The sequence below is a fragment of the Agrobacterium tumefaciens genome, assembly GCF_005221325.1.
Classification (GTDB): Bacteria; Pseudomonadota; Alphaproteobacteria; order Rhizobiales; family Rhizobiaceae; genus Agrobacterium.
In genome coordinates, this window is the sequence record NZ_CP039889.1 from 1275456 (window position 1) to 1291353 (window position 15898).

General features: G+C 60.5%; 14 protein-coding genes. 12 read left to right on the top strand and 2 right to left on the bottom strand.

The genetic code is table 11. The features are described 5' to 3' along the window. Positions 1 to 138: 138 nt before the first annotated feature. From nac to CFBP5499_RS20740, 5 genes are all read left to right on the top strand, one after another. Positions 139 to 1077 (top strand): nitrogen assimilation transcriptional regulator NAC, encoded by a 939-nt coding sequence (gene nac, locus CFBP5499_RS20720; RefSeq protein WP_080828762.1) that lies wholly within the window; start codon positions 139 to 141, stop codon positions 1075 to 1077. 145 nt (positions 1078 to 1222) lie between these two features. Next, positions 1223 to 3286: a hydantoinase/oxoprolinase family protein gene (locus CFBP5499_RS20725; protein WP_080828758.1), complete on the top strand. Its 2064-nt coding sequence runs from the start codon at positions 1223 to 1225 to the stop codon at positions 3284 to 3286. A gap of 11 nt (positions 3287 to 3297) precedes the next feature. Beyond that, positions 3298 to 4974: a hydantoinase B/oxoprolinase family protein gene (locus tag CFBP5499_RS20730; RefSeq protein WP_080828755.1), complete on the top strand. Its 1677-nt coding sequence runs from the start codon at positions 3298 to 3300 to the stop codon at positions 4972 to 4974. Positions 4975 to 4982: 8 nt separating this feature from the next. Further along, complete coding sequence (locus tag CFBP5499_RS20735; RefSeq protein WP_080828751.1) at positions 4983 to 5789, top strand: SDR family oxidoreductase; 807 nt, start codon at positions 4983 to 4985, stop codon at positions 5787 to 5789. Positions 5790 to 5802: 13 nt separating this feature from the next. Next, entirely contained in the window at positions 5803 to 6501 is a 699-nt protein-coding gene (locus tag CFBP5499_RS20740) for an HpcH/HpaI aldolase family protein (protein ID WP_080828747.1), read from the top strand. 37 nt (positions 6502 to 6538) lie between these two features. Here the strand turns inward: CFBP5499_RS20740 and CFBP5499_RS20745 are convergent, their stop codons facing one another. Together CFBP5499_RS20745 and CFBP5499_RS20750 are read right to left on the bottom strand one after the other, a co-directional pair. After that, positions 6539 to 7459 (bottom strand): SMP-30/gluconolactonase/LRE family protein, encoded by a 921-nt coding sequence (locus CFBP5499_RS20745; RefSeq protein ID WP_175416837.1) that lies wholly within the window; start codon positions 7457 to 7459, stop codon positions 6539 to 6541. Between the two features lie 31 nt (positions 7460 to 7490). Beyond that, the gene (locus CFBP5499_RS20750; RefSeq protein WP_080830161.1) at positions 7491 to 8204 is read right to left on the bottom strand and encodes a GntR family transcriptional regulator; all 714 of its coding nucleotides are present in this window, start codon (positions 8202 to 8204) and stop codon (positions 7491 to 7493) included. A gap of 103 nt (positions 8205 to 8307) precedes the next feature. Here CFBP5499_RS20750 and CFBP5499_RS20755 point away from each other — a divergent pair, with 103 nt between their 5' ends. From CFBP5499_RS20755 to CFBP5499_RS20785, 7 genes are read left to right on the top strand one after another with little or no spacing between them, the layout of a single operon-like run. Beyond that, positions 8308 to 9360, top strand: a complete 1053-nt coding sequence (locus CFBP5499_RS20755; RefSeq protein ID WP_080828744.1) for a Gfo/Idh/MocA family protein — start codon at positions 8308 to 8310, stop codon at positions 9358 to 9360. Further along, complete coding sequence (locus CFBP5499_RS20760; RefSeq protein WP_080828738.1) at positions 9353 to 10369, top strand: Gfo/Idh/MocA family protein; 1017 nt, start codon at positions 9353 to 9355, stop codon at positions 10367 to 10369. The genes CFBP5499_RS20755 and CFBP5499_RS20760 overlap by 8 nt, the downstream gene beginning before the upstream one ends. Then, complete coding sequence (locus CFBP5499_RS20765) at positions 10366 to 11439, top strand: Gfo/Idh/MocA family protein (RefSeq protein WP_080828735.1); 1074 nt, start codon at positions 10366 to 10368, stop codon at positions 11437 to 11439. The genes CFBP5499_RS20760 and CFBP5499_RS20765 overlap by 4 nt, the downstream gene beginning before the upstream one ends. Before the next feature lie 22 nt (positions 11440 to 11461). After that, positions 11462 to 12733 (top strand): ABC transporter substrate-binding protein, encoded by a 1272-nt coding sequence (locus CFBP5499_RS20770; RefSeq protein ID WP_080828733.1) that lies wholly within the window; start codon positions 11462 to 11464, stop codon positions 12731 to 12733. A 57-nt stretch (positions 12734 to 12790) separates the two neighbouring features. Next, positions 12791 to 13759 carry a carbohydrate ABC transporter permease gene (locus tag CFBP5499_RS20775; RefSeq protein ID WP_080828730.1) on the top strand — a complete coding sequence of 323 codons (969 nt, stop codon included), beginning with the start codon at positions 12791 to 12793 and terminating at the stop codon, positions 13757 to 13759. Then, on the top strand, positions 13752 to 14795 hold the full coding sequence (locus CFBP5499_RS20780) for a carbohydrate ABC transporter permease (protein WP_130932542.1): 1044 nt from the start codon (positions 13752 to 13754) through the stop codon (positions 14793 to 14795). The genes CFBP5499_RS20775 and CFBP5499_RS20780 overlap by 8 nt, the downstream gene beginning before the upstream one ends. A 22-nt stretch (positions 14796 to 14817) precedes the next feature. Beyond that, the gene (locus CFBP5499_RS20785) at positions 14818 to 15897 is read left to right on the top strand and encodes an ABC transporter ATP-binding protein (RefSeq protein ID WP_080828728.1); all 1080 of its coding nucleotides are present in this window, start codon (positions 14818 to 14820) and stop codon (positions 15895 to 15897) included. Position 15898: the final 1 nt, after the last annotated feature.

A 15898-nucleotide genomic window follows, 5' to 3' on the forward strand; every position in this document is an offset into this window, starting at 1 on the left:
GTACGCGCACAGCTGTGTCGTGCACGTGCACATATACCGAAAAACACCTATCCCATTGAAATTACGCATCCTCCTAGCAGAAATCCGTTTCTGTTTCCGCATCGATGCGCTAGGATTTCCCTCAAAAAGCGGGAACCAATGAGCGTCGATTTCAAAAAACTCAAAAGCTTCGTCAAGATCGTCGATACCGGCAGCGTATCGCGTGCCGCCGGCATTCTTCGTGTGGCGCAGCCGGCGCTGTCGCAGCAGATAGCCTCGCTGGAACAGCACTTCAAACATCAGCTTCTGTTGCGCAGCAATGTCGGCATCACACCGACCGAAGCCGGACTTATCCTCTATCGTCACGCGCAGATCATGCTGAAGCAGATCGAGCAGGCGCAGACCGACATTGACCGCTCGGCACTTTCGGTCTCCGGTCGGGTTTCCATCGGACTTGCGACCTATTCCTCCTCCAGCGCGCTTTCTCTGCCTCTTATCAAGGAAATGAGGGCGCGATTTCCCGCCATCACGGTCCATATCAATGACAGTTTCGGCCATATCCTCAGCGAGCTGATCATGACCGGCAAGATGGACATGGCGCTCATCTACACCTCCGATCCGATCAAGGGTGTGACTCTGGAGCCCCTGTTCCGGGAGGAAATGTTCCTTGTCTCGCCAGCGGACATGGAGCTGCCGGCCGAACCCGGTCAGCCGCTTCCGCTCTCGGCACTCGACGGCCACGCCATGTTGTTGCCAAGCAAGACGCATTTTCTTCGCCGGCTCATAGATGAAGGGCTCGCACGGGCGAGGGCACGGCCAGAGGTCATTTCAGAGCTGGAATCAGTACCGGCCCTCGGGGCTGCAGTATTGGACGGTCTCGGCTCGACCATCCTTCCGGCCTCGGTGGTTCTGGAAACCCCGAGCTTCAGCGGCGCGCAGCTGCACCCACTCACAACCCCCGTCATCGACGCCACGGTTTCGCTTTGCGTGTCCGACCATATGCCGCTCTCCGAGCCGGCATTGGCGGCGCGTTCCGTACTTCTGGAAATCGTCAGCAAGCTCAAAAGCGGGCATCATCCGGGCATTCGTAACGTCTGAATTTGCTATAAGCAAACCCTATGGCGGCAGACCGAGGTTGTGTTGGTAAAGGCCGGCTGAAGGCTTCAATTTTCCCTCAGTGAACGGACCCAAATCGTGGGTCCACAAGGCAGCCGGAGAGGCTGCATGGTCGCTCGAGGGAACAATGGCAAAACTGGCTTTCGATACTGGCGGTACCTTTACCGATTTCGCGCTTCTGGACGACAGCGGCGAACTTCACCTCCATAAAGTCCTGAGCACGCCGAAAAACCCGGCCGAAGCCGTTGTTCAGGGCGTGTCTGAATTGCTCGAAAAGCATGCGGATGCGATCGCGATCGAAAACCTGCAGGTGCTCGGCGCAACCACCGTCGTCACCAATGCGGTGCTGGAACGCAAGGGCGTGGAAACCGGCTTCGTCACCACCGACGGCTTTCAGGACATGCTGCGTATCCGCAATGAGGGGCGCTACGATCTCTACGACCTGAACATCAAATATCCCGATCCGCTCGTCACCCGCGCCAATAGTTTTGGCGCTGAAGAACGTATCGCCGCCGATGGCGAGGTGATGACGGAACTCAAGGAAGAGACCGTCCGCGAGATTGCCGGGCGGCTGAAGCAAAAGGGCATCCGCTCTGTGGCGGTCTGCCTGCTGCATGCCTATAAATATCCGCAGCACGAGCAGCGCGTCGCCGCCCTGCTGCGCGAGGAAGCCCCTGACATCTTCGTGTCGCTGTCTTCCGAAGTCTGCCCGGAAATGCGCGAATTCGACCGCGCCTCGACCACCGTGGTCAATGCCTATACCCGTCCGCAAATGTCGGGCCACGTCGCCCATCTGCAACGGGAATTCGCCGACAGGGGCATCGACCGGCAGGTGCTCTGGATGACTTCTTCGGGCGGCCTTGTCCCGAGCCGCCGCGCCGCCGAACTTCCCGTGCGACTGATCGAGTCCGGCCCCGCCGCGGGTGCTGTCGCCGCCGCAGAATTCGGCCGCACCGCTGGTGAGGCAAGTGTGCTTTCCTTCGATATGGGCGGCACCACGGCCAAGCTCTGCCTCATCCCCAATGGTGAACCGAATGTCGGCACCGATCTCGAAGTCGCGCATTATCAGCGCTTCCGCAAGGGATCTGGTTTTCCGCTGAAAATCCAGTCGATCCAGATGATCGAGATTGGTGCTGGCGGCGGTTCCATTGCGGCGAAGAACCCTCTCGGCCTTCTCGATGTCGGTCCGCATTCTGCCGGCGCAATGCCGGGACCGGCCGCCTACCAGCGCGGCGGAACGGAGCCGACAGTAACAGATGCCGACATTCTGCTTGGTTACATGGGAACGGAATCCTTCGTCGGCGGCTCGTTCAAGGTTTCCAGGGACGCTGCGCATGGGGCGATGTCTAAACTGGCTGCCTCTCTCGATGTCTCGGTCGAGCGTTGCGCCTGGGGCATCCACGATCTCGTCAATGAATCCATGAGCAAGGCAGCCGCCATGCACGCAACCGACCTTGGCGTCGATCCGCGTTCGCTGCCGATGGTGGCCTTCGGCGGCGCCGGTCCGGTCCATGCCTATGGCATCGCCCGCAAGCTCGGCATTTCGCGCATCATCTGCCCGACAGGCGCGGGCGTCAGTTCCGCCATCGGCCTGTTGATCGCTCCGGTCGCCGTCGATCTCTCGGCAAGCCATCCGATGGCGATCGATGCGTGGGATATCGATGCGATGAACCGTCTGCTCAACGAACTTTCGGCTCAGGGCGCGGAAGTCGTTTCAGCCGCCGGCATTCCGAAGGATACGATCACCAATCGTTATACCGTGGATATGCGCCATGTGGGGCAGGGACACGAGATCACGGTGGTGCTGCCTGACCGTAACCTGCCGAAAGAAACCTTCCTCGAAGAACTCCGCAGCAGCTTCTTCAAGCTCTACAGCGAATTGTTTGGCCGTACCGTCGCCGCACCGCTGGAAGTCATCACCTGGCGCCTGCGCGCCAGTGGCGAGAAGGACCAGGTCACCAGGCCGCATGAAACCGTCGTTGCCGAAGCCAGGAAGGGCAGCCGACAGGTCTATTTTCAGGAGGCAAGCGGCTATGTCGAGACGTCGGTCTACGATCACTACAAGCTGCCGGTCGGCCATGAGGTTAAGGGGCCTGCCATCGTCGAACAGCGTGAATCGACGGCTGTCGTCGGGCCGAGCGGCACTTTCCACGTCGATGCCCACGGCAATCTCGTGATCAACATTCTCTAAGGGGCAGTCAGATGTCGAAACCCGCAACCGATTTCAACGATCCGATCAACCTTCAGGTCATGTGGAACCGCCTGATCTTCATCGCTGATCAGGCCGATAATGTGCTTGGAAAGACGGCATTTTCGCCGATCGTGCGCGAGAACCACGATTACGTTACCGTCCTTCTCGACAGCAAGGGCAGGGCGCTGGCGCAATGCACCTGGTCGATCCCGGTCTTCATCACCTCCCTGCCGGCGGCCGCGCAGAAATATTTCCTGCCGAAGTTCCCGGTCGAAGCTCTTCAAGAGGGCGACGTGCTGGCCACCAACGATCCGGAAATCGGAACCGGCCACCTGCCTGACGTGACGATGATCACGCCGATCTTCAAGAACGGCAAGGTCGTCGCCTATGCGGGATCGATCGCCCATCTTCCCGATATCGGTGGCGCACCGCTGCATTCGGAAGCCAGCGACATTTTTGCGGAAGGTATCCGTTTCCCCATCGTCAAGCTGCTCAAGGCAGGCGTTCCGAACGAGGATGTTTTCGATATCATCGCAGCTTCCGTTCGCCTTCCCACGGAAGTGCGCGGCGATCTGGAATCGATGATCGCCGCCAATAACGTCATGGGCCGCGAACTCGTCAAATTCCTCGATGAATACGGGCTGGACGATGTCGACGGTCTGGCGGCCGCCATCCACACCCGCTCCGAGGCGCAGACCCGCAAGGCCATCCGCGAATGGCCGAACGGCACCTACTCGGCGGAAGTCCTGCTCGATGGTTACGATGTCGACGTCAAACTGAAAGCTTCGGTGATTGTCCGGGACGATTCGATCCATGTGGATTACACGGGGACCTCCGATCAGGTCCTGCACTCGATCAACTGCCGCACGAACTATCGTTACGCCCATTCGGTTTACGCGCTGAAGTGCCTGCTCGATGCCGAAACGCCGAATAATGAAGGCTGCATCGTCCCGATCACCGATGAAGCGCCGCTCGGCTGCATCCTCAATCCGCAGGAATGGACGGCTGGAAACTCGCGTAACCTTATCGGCCACGTCATTCCTTCGCTGATCTTCAGGGCGCTGGAAGGCATTGTGCCAGAGAAGGTTCTGGGCGACAGCGGCGGCGCGCCGATATGGGCGGCCAATTGTGTGGGCCAGCGCAATGACGGAAGCCAATATGCCTCCGTGCAGAATTTCCACGGTGGGCAGGGCGCCCGCGCCGAATTCGACGGGCTGGATACGCTGAGCTTCCCGTCCAACTGCAAGGTCACGGCCGTTGAAATGTTCGAGGTCGCCGTTCCGGTCTTGACCGAACGCAAGGAGCTGATTGCCGATTCCGGGGGTGCCGGCAAACATCGCGGCGGGCTCGGCCAGCGCGTCATCCTGCGCAATCTCGGCCGCAATGCGATGAACATCTATCTGGCGTCGGAACGCGTACGCCATCCCTGCTTCGGCGTCGTTGAAGGCCAGAGTGGATCGCCCGGCAAGGTCATGAAACAAGACAAGCCGCATTTTCCGAAGGGCAAGGTCGTTCTCCAGACGGGCGAGCGTCTGGAAGTCCACACACCCGGCGGCGGCGGCTGGGGCAGGGCCAGCGAACGCTCGCGCGAACTGATCGAGCAGGATATTTCAGAAGGACTGGTAACCGCGAAGGCCGCGAAGGAAATCTTCGGCTATTCTGGCGCCATTGCTGCCGCAGCTGAATAGGAGATGACATGGGACTGCTGAGTGGAAAGATTGCGCTGGTAACCGGGGCCGGTTCGGGCATCGGCCGTGAAACCGCCATCCTGCTTGCCAAAGAAGGCGCGACAGTCGTTCTGACAGGCCGCCGTCTCGATCCGCTGCGGGAGGTTGCGGAACTGATCGAGAAAAAGAAGGGCAAGGCCATCGCCCGCACGCTCGATATTGCGTCCCGCGAGGCGATCTTCGATACGGTCAAATCGATCGGTGAGGCAGTCGGTTCCATCGATATTCTCGTCAACAATGCCGGTTCCGCCAGCAAGGTGCTGAATGCCCGCTTTATCAGCGAGGAGGAATGGAACGCCACCATCAACGTTAACCTGACCGCGGTGTTCAACCTCACGCAGGCGGTGCTGCCGGACATGATTGAAAAGGGTGAGGGAACAGTCATCACCGTTTCCTCGCTTGCCGCTCTCAATCCAAACCTCTTGGGTGGTGTTGCCTATGGCGCAGCGAAGGCGGGTGTGAAGAATTTCATGACCTTCCTGCATAATACCTATCGCAATCAGGGAATCCGCGCGACGACCATCCTGCCGGGCGAGACCGATACGCCGATCATGAACAACCGTGCGCGTCCGCCCCTGAAGGAAGAACGTGCGGTTATGATGGACCCGCATGATGTGGCCCGTGCAATCGTGCTTTGCGCGAGCCTGAACGGTAGCGCCGTCATTCCCGAACTGCACATTTGCCCGACCCGTATGCGCGATACCTCAAAGGATATCGAGATTGCCCGCTGGGTGGGCGCGCCGGACGACACGCCGGATATGCCGAAAAACAACTAAGGGAGAGATTTCCATGAATGGAGCAAAGCTGCGCGCCCGCCTTGCGGCGGGTGAGGCTATTAGCATGTTTACGCCACACCATACACATTCAGGTCTTTCCGCCCGGCTTGTGGAGCTTGGCGCGGATGCGGTTTTCGTCGATTGCGAACATGGCACATGGAGCTTCGAGGATGTGCGGGCAACCGGACAGGTGGTGCGTTCTGTCGGTGGTGCCGTAATTGTGCGGCCGCATTCGCACGAGCGGCCGCTCATCATCCGTTATCTCAATGCCGGCGCCGACGGGATCATGATTCCCATGGTCGCCAATGCCGATGAAGCGCGGGCAATCGTCGATGCGGTGCGTTATGCCTTGCCTGCTGATTATGAGAAGCGGCTGGTGATCGCCATGATCGAAACCGTCGATGCGATCGATGCTCTTGAAGAGATGTTGACGGTCGAAGGCATCGACGTTTTTTTCATCGGCCCCGGCGATCTATCGCAGGATATGGGATACCCGCCCGCACCGCCATTCGGCGAACCGCGCCCGGACGTGGTGATGGACAAGGTAGCCGTCGCCGTGGACAAAATACGCGCTGCAGGACAGATCGCCGGCACCCTTGCGACACTGGAGGAGATCCCGCACTGGCGCGAACGTGGTGTGCAGTTCTTCTACGTCCATTCAGATCCGTTCCTGCGCCGAGGTTTGACGGCGGTGAAGAAGGCCCTCGCCTGATGTAGAGCGCTCCCCGGCACGGGTTGGACAGCCGGCATTACCCTTCATCAAAACGGAAGGCCGCAAATCCTCTTTTCTGCGTCGGGATCATCCACACGCCGCCCGAGAAAGGTGCCTGTTCGAGCCGCTCTGCCGACATGTTGTGGCGGTGCGAGGTGACGAAAAGAGTGCCAAAATCAGGCCCGCCGAAGCAGGGCATTGTCGGGTGCGGCACGGGCATCTTTATCGAGGCGGTCTGTTTGCCGCCATCTGCGGCGAAGACATTCAACTTGCCGGCGGAAACGCCCGCACTGTAGTAGATGCCGCTGCTATCCAGGCAGCCGCCATCGGGCCGTCCCGTTTCTTCCGTCATCTCAGCTACCAGCACACCCTCGTTGAACAGGCCGTTCACCCTGTCGAAATTGCGTCTGCGTATCCATTTCTGCACGGAATCGCTCTGCCACATGATGGAACCATCAGGGGAGAAAGCCAGCCCGTTCGGGCAGGTCAGCCCCGTCTGCATGCGCTGGGTGCTTTTTCCGGTGATCCGCCAAAGCTCGCCATGGGGCTGCATCTCGGAGAGCGGAACATTGTGCATCGTTCCCACCCAGAAAGCGCCGTCGGGGCCGACACGGCCGTCATTCAGCCGGCAGGGGATGCCCTCCGGCGCGGGAATGGAGTGGAGGAGACGCGTCTTGCCGCTATCTGGATCGAGGATGACGATATCCATGCCGCAGGCGACGACGAGATCGCCGTTCTCACAAAGCCCGAGGCTCGACACCGTGTGAGAAAACGACCATTCGCGATATTGGCCGGGCTCAAGTGCTGCGGACCGCACTGTCTTGCCGAGGATATCGCACCAGAAAAGCACCTGGCGCCGCTCGTCCCAAACAGGGGATTCCGCCAGCGTGCTCATGGTGTCGCACAAAATTTTTGCCTGCGACATGGCAGGCGCTTGTCCGGGATTTACCGTATTCATGATGCTCGAACCGTTGAAATGATGCCGCAGCCTATTCGAAATAGTCCTGGTGGTTCTGGAAGACCTGCGAAAGAATGCCGAGGACGCGTCTCAGATGTTTGCGCAATTCTTCGGCCGCGAGGGTTTCATCCCCGGCCTTGATCGCCGCATACACCGCCTCATGTTCGGAAAGCAGCCGCGCCATATGCGCCTCGTCGGTAATGGCGAGTGCACGCAGGCGGTCCAGTCCGGCTTTTTCCCGGATCAACAGGGTCTCCAGCCTTTCCAGCCCCGTCGCGGCGGCAAGTGCGCTGTGGAACTGGTCGTCATGCACACGGAAGGCCTTTCTGTCGCCCCTATGCATGGCCGCGCGCTGGCCGCTCAGGACGTGTTCGATCTCCTGTTCGGCTTCCGGTGTAATGCCGATCTGGCACAGCCTGCTGACGGCAGCCACCTCCAGCGCCTCGCGGATGAACTGCGCGCTGCGGATGTGCTTTTCCGATAATCTGGAAACATAGGTGCCGCGGCTTGGCAGGGTGACGATCAGGCCGTCGTCTCTCAGCCGGCTGAGCGCCTCGCGCACCGGCGTCCGGCTGGAACTGAAGGATTGCCCGATCTCGTTTTCCGAGACCGCCTGACCGGGAAAAAGCTCCCGCGAAAGGATGGCGGATTTCAGCGCGGAATAGATCTGGTCAACGACGGGACGGTTGAGGTCCAGTCGCTCCATCGTCGGCACGGTGCCACCTGTTACGGGAATTTTCGGCATATACCCTCCAGCGTTTTCATAACCGGTATACCGGAACACAAGTGTGTTGACAACCGGCATACCGGTATGCAAATGATCGCGCATTGGGAAGGAGGCTCCCGAAATGCAAAATATCAAGACCTGCGTCATCGTTGGCGCTGGAATGGTGGCGAAGACGCATGTGCTCGCCTGTGCGGCAAGTCCGGAAAAAATTCGTCTGAAGGGTTTAGTGGATAGCGGTTCCGGTCGCGCCAGGGCGCTGGCGGCCGAAGCGTCGAAACACGCCGGATACGATGTCGCGGTTTATTCCTCGGTCGAGGACGCCGCGCGCGATGCGGATGTCGATTTCGCCATCATCGCGACGCCGCCGAATGCCCGCATCGATATCGTCGGACATCTTGCGAAAGCCGGCAAACACATTCTGATGGAAAAGCCCGTCGCCCGTAACACTGAGGAAGCCGATGGTCTCGTCGCCCTCTGTCGCGACGCGGGCGTTACGCTCGGCATCATCTTCCAGCACCGCATGCGGGCGGCATCCCAAAAAGCCCGTGAACTGGTCGACGGTGGTACGCTCGGGGCGCTTGGTCTCTGCGAAATTTCCGTGCCATGGTGGCGCGCGCAATCCTATTACGACGAACCCGGCCGCGGCACCCTCGCGCGTGATGGCGGCGGTGTTTTGATCTCCCAGGCAATCCATACCATCGATCTGGCGCTGAGCCTTGCCGGGCCGGTTTCGCGCGTTCAGGCCATGGCGGCGACGACGCGTTTTCACCGTATGGAAACCGAGGATTATGTTTCTGCCGGCCTGCGTTTCAGGAACGGCGCCGTCGGTTCGCTGGTGGCGAGCACGGCAAGTTTTCCCGGTGCGGCGGAATCGATCCTCCTCCACTTCGACAATGCCAGCCTGCGGCTCGCCTCGGGCCTGTTGCATGTCGACTGGCGCGACGGTCGCCACGAGACCTTCGGTGGCGCGGCCTCCGGTACGGGCGGTGGGGCCGACCCCATGGCTTTCACGCATGAATGGCATCAGGGTGTCTTCGAGGATTTCGCGGACGCCATCTCTTCAGGACGCCCGCCGGTCGTCACCGGTGAAGCGGCTCTTTTGTCTCACAGATTGATCGACGCGATCATCAACTCGGCCGATACCGGCAAGGAAGTGGAACTGCAGGATGACTAAAGCAATCAAGTTCGTCGCTCTTGGCATAGAGCACCGCCACATTTTCGGCATGGCCCAGAACCTGCTGGATGCTGGCGCGGAATTCGCCGGCTGGTGGACCGAAGGCGAGCCGGATGTCGTGGAAGGTTTCGTGAAGCGCTTCCCGGATGTGCCGCGCGCAGCATCCAAAGAGGCTTTGCTGGCTGATGGCACCGTCGACCTCGTTGTCATCGCCGATATTCCTTCCAAGCGTGCCGATCTCGCGATTGCCGCCATGGAAGCCGGCAAGGATGTCATGTCCGACAAGCCCGGCTGCACCACTTTCGAACAGCTGGACCGCCTTCGCCAGACGGTGGCAAAGACCAAGCGCATCTGGACCGTCGATTTTTCCGAGCGGTTTGAAGTTCCGAGTGTGACCAAGGCGGCTGAACTCGTCGCGCAGGGCGCCATCGGCCGCGTCATCCAGACCGTCGGCCTTGGCCCGCACCGCCTCAACCGCCAGATCCGTCCGAAGTGGTTCTTCGAGCGCGAGGCTTACGGCGGCATCATCACCGATATCGCCAGCCACCAGATCGATCAGTTCATGTTCTTCACCGGCTCGACCGAAGTGGAGATCGTGGCCGCAACCGTTGCCAACTATGCCAACCCTCACGATCCGGGCCTTCAGGATTTCGGCGAAGTCGTCCTGCGCGGCGACAAGGGCCACGGCTATATCCGCGTTGACTGGTATACGCCGGATGCGCTGCCGACCTGGGGTGACGGCCGCCTGACCATCCTCGGCACCGAGGGTTACATCGAGCTGCGCAAATATGTCGATGTCGGCAACACCGAAGGCACGGACCGCCTCGTTCTCGTGAATGGCGACCGCTGCGAATATATCGATGCCTCCGGTGCAGGCCTGCCCTATTTCGGCCGCCTGTGCGACGATATCCGCAACCGCACGGAAACGGCGATGACGCAGGAACACGTCTTCAAGGTCTGCGACCTGTCGCTGCAGGCGCAAGCCAAGGCTGAGGGAGCATCGAAATGATCGGTGTTGCCATCATTGGCGCCGGCATCGGCGCCCAGCATCTGAGCGGTTATCGGGCTCTGCCGAAGCGTTTCGTCGTCAAGGCGATCTGCGATCTCGACCTGGAGCGCGCCCGCTCCGTCGCCGGCGACGATACCACCATCCGCCTGACCACCGATCTCGACGAGGTTCTGGCAGATGAGAGCATCCAGCTCATCGACGTCTGCCTTCCTCCGCACCTGCATTTCCCGGTGACGCTGAAGGCGCATGCGGCGGGCAAGGACGTGGTCTGCGAAAAGCCGCTCGTCCGCTCGCTGGAAGAGGCAAATGCGCTGATCGAATCCGTCAAGAAGACCGGCCGTGGCGTGTTTCCTGTCTTCCAGTACCGTTTCGGACAGGCAATGCGGCAGCTGCGCGCGTTGATCGATGCCGGTCTTGCCGGCAAGGCATTTGTTGCGAGTTCGGAAGTTCACTGGAACCGCGGCGCCAGCTATTACGACATTCCGTGGCGCGGTACGTGGAAGGGCGAGTGCGGCGGCGCGATCCTCGGCCACGCCATCCACGCCCATGATCTTCTCTGCCACGTTCTCGGTCCGATCGACGAAGTTTTCGCCATGGCCGACACGCGCGTCAACACGATCGAAACCGAAGACTGCGCCGCCCTCAGCTTCCGCATGAAAAGCGGTGCCCTGGCGACGAGCTCGGTCACGCTGGGTGCCGCCGAAGATACGTCGCGCCTGCGCTTCTGCTTTGAAGGTTTCACCGCCGAGAGCGGCACGCTGCCCTATCGCCCGGCTGAAGACACATGGCGCTTTATTGCTCGCGCCCCGACGACGCAGGACCAGATCGACGCCGTTCTGGCAACGGTGGCCGATGGCGAAAACGGCTTTGCCGGTTTTGTCGAAGCCATTGCCGACGCGATGGAAGGACGCGGCGGCAAGGAAGTGACTGTGAACGACGGCTTGCAGTCCATCGAACTCGTCACCGCCATCTATCGCTCGGTCCGGGAAGGAAAGCCGGTTCGCCTGTCCGACGCTGCCGAAGGCGAGTGGATCAAGGGCTGGGCTCCGCGCGCATCCGCCAACGCATAATCATCTAACGGGAGGAAACCAGATGACCAGAAAATACAGCATGGCATTGGCGCTCGCCCTGGGCGCGGCGTCCTTTGCAGGCGCCGCCCATGCGGCCCAGGAAGTGCGCTTCACCTGCGCTTACGACGGCAACGGCTGCGAAATCCTGAAGGATATTCTCGCGCGTTACGAAAAGCAGCATCCCGATGTGAAGATCGTCACCGACGTCGTGCCCTACAAGGCGCTGCTGGAAGGCCTTCCCGTGCAGCTCGCTGGCGGCAGCGGTCCTGACTTTGCAACCGTGACCGATCTTGGCGGCCTCAACCGCTATTATCTTGATCTCACGCCCTATGTGGACGCGAAATATTGGGAAGACAACTTCCCCAACGTGCTGAAATGGTACCGCAGCGGCCCTGACGACAAGGGCATCTATGGTATGCATACCCAGCTCACCATCACCGGCGCCTTCATAAACCGCACCCTGTTCGATCAGGCCAATGTGGCCGTCCCCGGCAAGGATGCAACGCTGGACGACTGGGCGAAGGCCGCAACTGCCGTCGCCAAGGCAACCGGCACGCCTTATCCTATGGCAATCGACCGTTCCGGGCACCGCATTGCCGGTCCGGCCATTTCCTACGGCGCGAAGATTTTCGATGCGGATGGCAAGCCCATCCTGGTCGATGAAGGTTTCACCACCTTCGTGAAGAAATTCGTCGAATGGAACAAGGACGGCACCATGGCGCGTGACGTCTGGGCCGGACAGGGCGGCAATACCTATCGTGACGCCGCGCAGGAATTCATCAACGGCCAGCTGGTCTATTATTATTCCGGCAGCTGGCAGACCGCACGCTTCGACAGCCAGGTGGGCGATGCGTTCGACTGGGAAGTCGTGCCGCAGCCCTGCGGTGGCACTGCCTGCACAGGCATGCCCGGTGGCACCGGCGTCGTCGGCTTCAAGCAGACCAAGAACCCGAAGATCGTTGCCGATATCCTGAACTTCCTCGCTCAGGACGAGAATTATCTCGACTTCACGGTCCGCACCCGCAACGTTCCGGCCAACAAATCTGTGGCCGACAAGGGTGTGACCTATACGGGTGCAACGCCTGCGACGCAGAAGGCGATGAATGCCTGGCTCGATCAGATCCCTGGCCTCAGCCCGATTGCCTATGCCTATCAGGGCTACAAGAACAACCGCGCCATGTTCAACATCTCCGTCCAGCGCATCACGCAGGCCATCGTCGGTGAAAGCACCGTCGATGAAGCCATGGCCCGTGCGAAAACGGACCTTGAGGAAGCGTTGAAACAGGCGAAGTGATCCATCGCCTTCCGGCGTGGCGCATGCCGCGCCGCGCCGGATCGAAGGAGGACCCTCATGTATAAATTTCTTGCGCCCGTCATGGGCATCGTCGAAGTGCCCTTCGCCTTCCTGCAGAAGGTGCTCGGCCACCGGCGGATCGCCTGGGTGTTTCTGACACCCAACCTGATCCTGTTTGCGGTCTTCGCCTTTCTGCCGATCGCGCTGAACATGGCCTATTCCGTGACCGGCAGCGAACACATATTGCTTTCGGAGCGCCCTTCCGTGGGCGGCGAAAACTTTTCGGTCCTTCTCTCCTGTCAGAATTACCTCGATCCCAATTCCTGTCAGCGCGACCTGTTCTGGCGCTCGGTCTGGAACACGCTGTTCTTCGTCGTGCTGCAGGTGGGTTTCATGGTCGGTTTTTCGCTGATCACGGCCATCGTGCTCAACCGCGATATCCGCGCGCGGGGTTTCTTCCGCGCGGTGTTCTTCTTCCCGGTTCTGCTTTCGCCCGTCGTCGTGGCGCTGATCTGGAAGTGGATTCTCCAGCGTTTCGGCGTTCTCAATGCGGCGATGGAGGGGCTCGGCCTCGGTTCGGTGGACTGGCTGCTTGAAGCCAATCTTGCCTTCGGCTGGTCCGTCTTCCTGTCGGTCTGGGCGCATATGGGCTTCTATACGCTCATTCTTCTTGCCGGCCTGCAGGCGATCCCGCGTGATGTCTATGAGGCGGCGCAGCTCGACAAGGCAAGTCCGTGGCGCATCTTCCGGCGCATCACCCTGCCGCTGCTCGCACCCACCATGCTCGTCGTTCTCGTCCTGTCACTCATCAAGGGGGTGCAGACCTTCGATGAAGTCTTTGCCTTCACGGGCGGCGGCCCGGGTTCGGCGACGACCTTCATCATTCAGTTCATCTATCAGACCGGCTTTGCCGGGACGCCCCGCAATTTCGGCCTTGCGGCTGCCGCTTCGCTGCTGCTCGCCGTGGTGCTCGTGGTGCTGACCAGCCTGCAATTCCGGGCAAACAGGAGCAAGGTCGATGGCTAGGATTGGCGCATTTCTGACCCGTACCCGCGGCCGCAACGGCAAGCTGCACTGGACCGACTGGCTGTCCTACGCCTATCTCGGCGTGGCCGTGCTGATGATGTTCGGTCCTGTCGTCTGGCTCGTGCTCTCTTCGTTCAAGACGGAAGCCGATCTCCAGCGCTTTCCGCCGCGCCTTTTGCCCTACAGCCAGGAAACCGTTGTTGTGGATGGGCAGGCAGCGCCGCTGCCGGCCTATGTCGACAAGGACGGCCGCAAGCTCGGCATGATCAGGCGCGTTGGTCTCGTGGCCCAGGTGGTCGACCCAGCCAAGCCGGCTGAAGTGCTGAAGATGCCGTTCAACGAGCTGAAGCCGGCTGAAAAGGTGGCGCTTGCGACGGAAAACTACACCGAGCTTTTCCAGCGTTTCAATTTTCCGCTTTATTTCTGGAACTCGACCTTCATCACGGTGACTTCCACCCTCATCATGCTGATCGTCAACTCCATGGCGGCCTTTGCGCTGTCGAAGTATCAGTTCAAGGGCAGGGGCGTGGTGCTGGCGCTGGTCGTCGGCACATTGATGATCCCGCAGACCGTCGTGCTCGTGCCGCTGTTTCTCATCACCAGCCAGCTCGGTCTGATCAACAGTCTCTGGGGCGTCATCATTCCGGGCGCTGCGACACCGACCGGCGTCTTCCTGCTCCGGCAATACATGCTGACAATCCCGGACGAAATCCTCGATGCGGCGCGCATGGACAAGGCCAGCGAATGGAAGATCTATTGGCGCATCATCCTGCCGCTCTCGGCCCCGGCGCTTGCGGTTCTCGCGATCCTTGCGATCATGTGGCGCTGGAACGACTTCCTCTGGCCGCTGATCGTGCTGACCCGCAACGACAACTTCACCCTGCAGCTGGCGCTCAACTCCTTCCAGGGGGAGATGACGACGGAATGGAGTAACCTTCTCGCCATGACGGTGCTGACACTCGCCCCGATCGCGCTGGTCTTCATGTTCCTGCAAAAATACATCGCCACCGGCATTGCATCGACTGGCGGCAAATAATCCTCAGGGAGGAAACACGACAATGGCAAGTATTCAGCTTCGTCAGGTCAAAAAGACATATGGTGCCCTCGACGTGATCAAGGGTGTCGATCTCGATATCAAGCACGGCGAATTCTGCGTCTTCGTTGGCCCTTCCGGCTGCGGTAAGTCGACCCTGCTGCGCATGATCTCGGGTCTCGAGGAACTGAGCGGCGGCGATATCGTCATCGGCGGCGACGTGGTCAACACGGTGCCGGCCGCAGATCGCGGGCTTGCCATGGTATTCCAGTCCTACGCTCTTTATCCGCATATGACCGTGCGCGAAAACCTCTCCTTCGGCCTGGAAAACATCGGCACCGCCAAGAAGGACATTGCCGAGAAGATCACCCAGGTCGCCAAGATGCTGCAGATCGACCAGCTTCTGGAGCGTCGCCCGAAGGACCTGTCGGGTGGCCAGCGCCAGCGCGTCGCCATCGGCCGCGCCGTGGTACGTGAGCCGCGCGTGTTCCTCTTCGACGAGCCGCTTTCCAACCTCGATGCGGAGCTGCGCGTCGATATGCGCGGCGAGATTTCCAGCCTGCACCGGCGGCTCGGCAATACCATGATCTATGTGACGCACGATCAGGTGGAGGCCATGACCATGGCCGACAAGATCGCCGTTCTGCGCGCCGGCAAGCTCGAACAGTTCGGCGTGCCGCTTGATCTCTATAACCGCCCGGCCAATCTCTTCGTGGCGGGCTTCATCGGCTCGCCGAAGATGAACTTCTTTGCCGGCGAAGTAACTTCGGATGTAACGCCGTCCCTGAAGATCGCAACCGGCGAACTGATCCCCCTGCCGCAGACCGGTTTTGCCTACAAGCCCGGTCAGAAAGTGACGCTCGGCATCCGCCCGAACCATGTGCAGGCGGGTGGCGAAGGCGCACTGACCATGTCTGTGCGCACCGCCGAACAGCTGGGCGGCGAGTCCTATCTTTACGGTACCCTCGGGGATGGCACCCGGGTGACGCTGCATCTTTCCGGCCAGACCTCGACATCGGCGGACGAAGTCATCCGCCTGTCGGCGCCGCTGAAACACATCCATCTTTTCGATACGACGAGCGGGCTGACGCTCCGGCAGGACTGAC

Excerpts from the sequence above, each read along its gene's own strand:
- CFBP5499_RS20785 (WP_080828728.1), top strand. The coding sequence starts at position 14,818 with ATGGCAAGTATTCAGCTTCGTCAGGTCAAAAAGACATATGGTGCCCTC.
- CFBP5499_RS20780 (WP_130932542.1), top strand. The coding sequence starts at position 13,752 with ATGGCTAGGATTGGCGCATTTCTGACCCGTACCCGCGGCCGCAACGGC.
- CFBP5499_RS20755 (WP_080828744.1), top strand. The coding sequence starts at position 8,308 with ATGCAAAATATCAAGACCTGCGTCATCGTTGGCGCTGGAATGGTGGCG.
- CFBP5499_RS20760 (WP_080828738.1), top strand. The coding sequence starts at position 9,353 with ATGACTAAAGCAATCAAGTTCGTCGCTCTTGGCATAGAGCACCGCCAC.
- CFBP5499_RS20775 (WP_080828730.1), top strand. The coding sequence starts at position 12,791 with ATGTATAAATTTCTTGCGCCCGTCATGGGCATCGTCGAAGTGCCCTTC.
- CFBP5499_RS20750 (WP_080830161.1), bottom strand. The coding sequence starts at position 8,204 with ATGCCGAAAATTCCCGTAACAGGTGGCACCGTGCCGACGATGGAGCGA.
- CFBP5499_RS20725 (WP_080828758.1), top strand. The coding sequence starts at position 1,223 with ATGGCAAAACTGGCTTTCGATACTGGCGGTACCTTTACCGATTTCGCG.
- nac (WP_080828762.1), top strand. The coding sequence starts at position 139 with ATGAGCGTCGATTTCAAAAAACTCAAAAGCTTCGTCAAGATCGTCGAT.
- CFBP5499_RS20765 (WP_080828735.1), top strand. The coding sequence starts at position 10,366 with ATGATCGGTGTTGCCATCATTGGCGCCGGCATCGGCGCCCAGCATCTG.
- CFBP5499_RS20770 (WP_080828733.1), top strand. The coding sequence starts at position 11,462 with ATGACCAGAAAATACAGCATGGCATTGGCGCTCGCCCTGGGCGCGGCG.
- CFBP5499_RS20735 (WP_080828751.1), top strand. The coding sequence starts at position 4,983 with ATGGGACTGCTGAGTGGAAAGATTGCGCTGGTAACCGGGGCCGGTTCG.
- CFBP5499_RS20730 (WP_080828755.1), top strand. The coding sequence starts at position 3,298 with ATGTCGAAACCCGCAACCGATTTCAACGATCCGATCAACCTTCAGGTC.
- CFBP5499_RS20745 (WP_175416837.1), bottom strand. The coding sequence starts at position 7,459 with ATGAATACGGTAAATCCCGGACAAGCGCCTGCCATGTCGCAGGCAAAA.
- CFBP5499_RS20740 (WP_080828747.1), top strand. The coding sequence starts at position 5,803 with ATGAATGGAGCAAAGCTGCGCGCCCGCCTTGCGGCGGGTGAGGCTATT.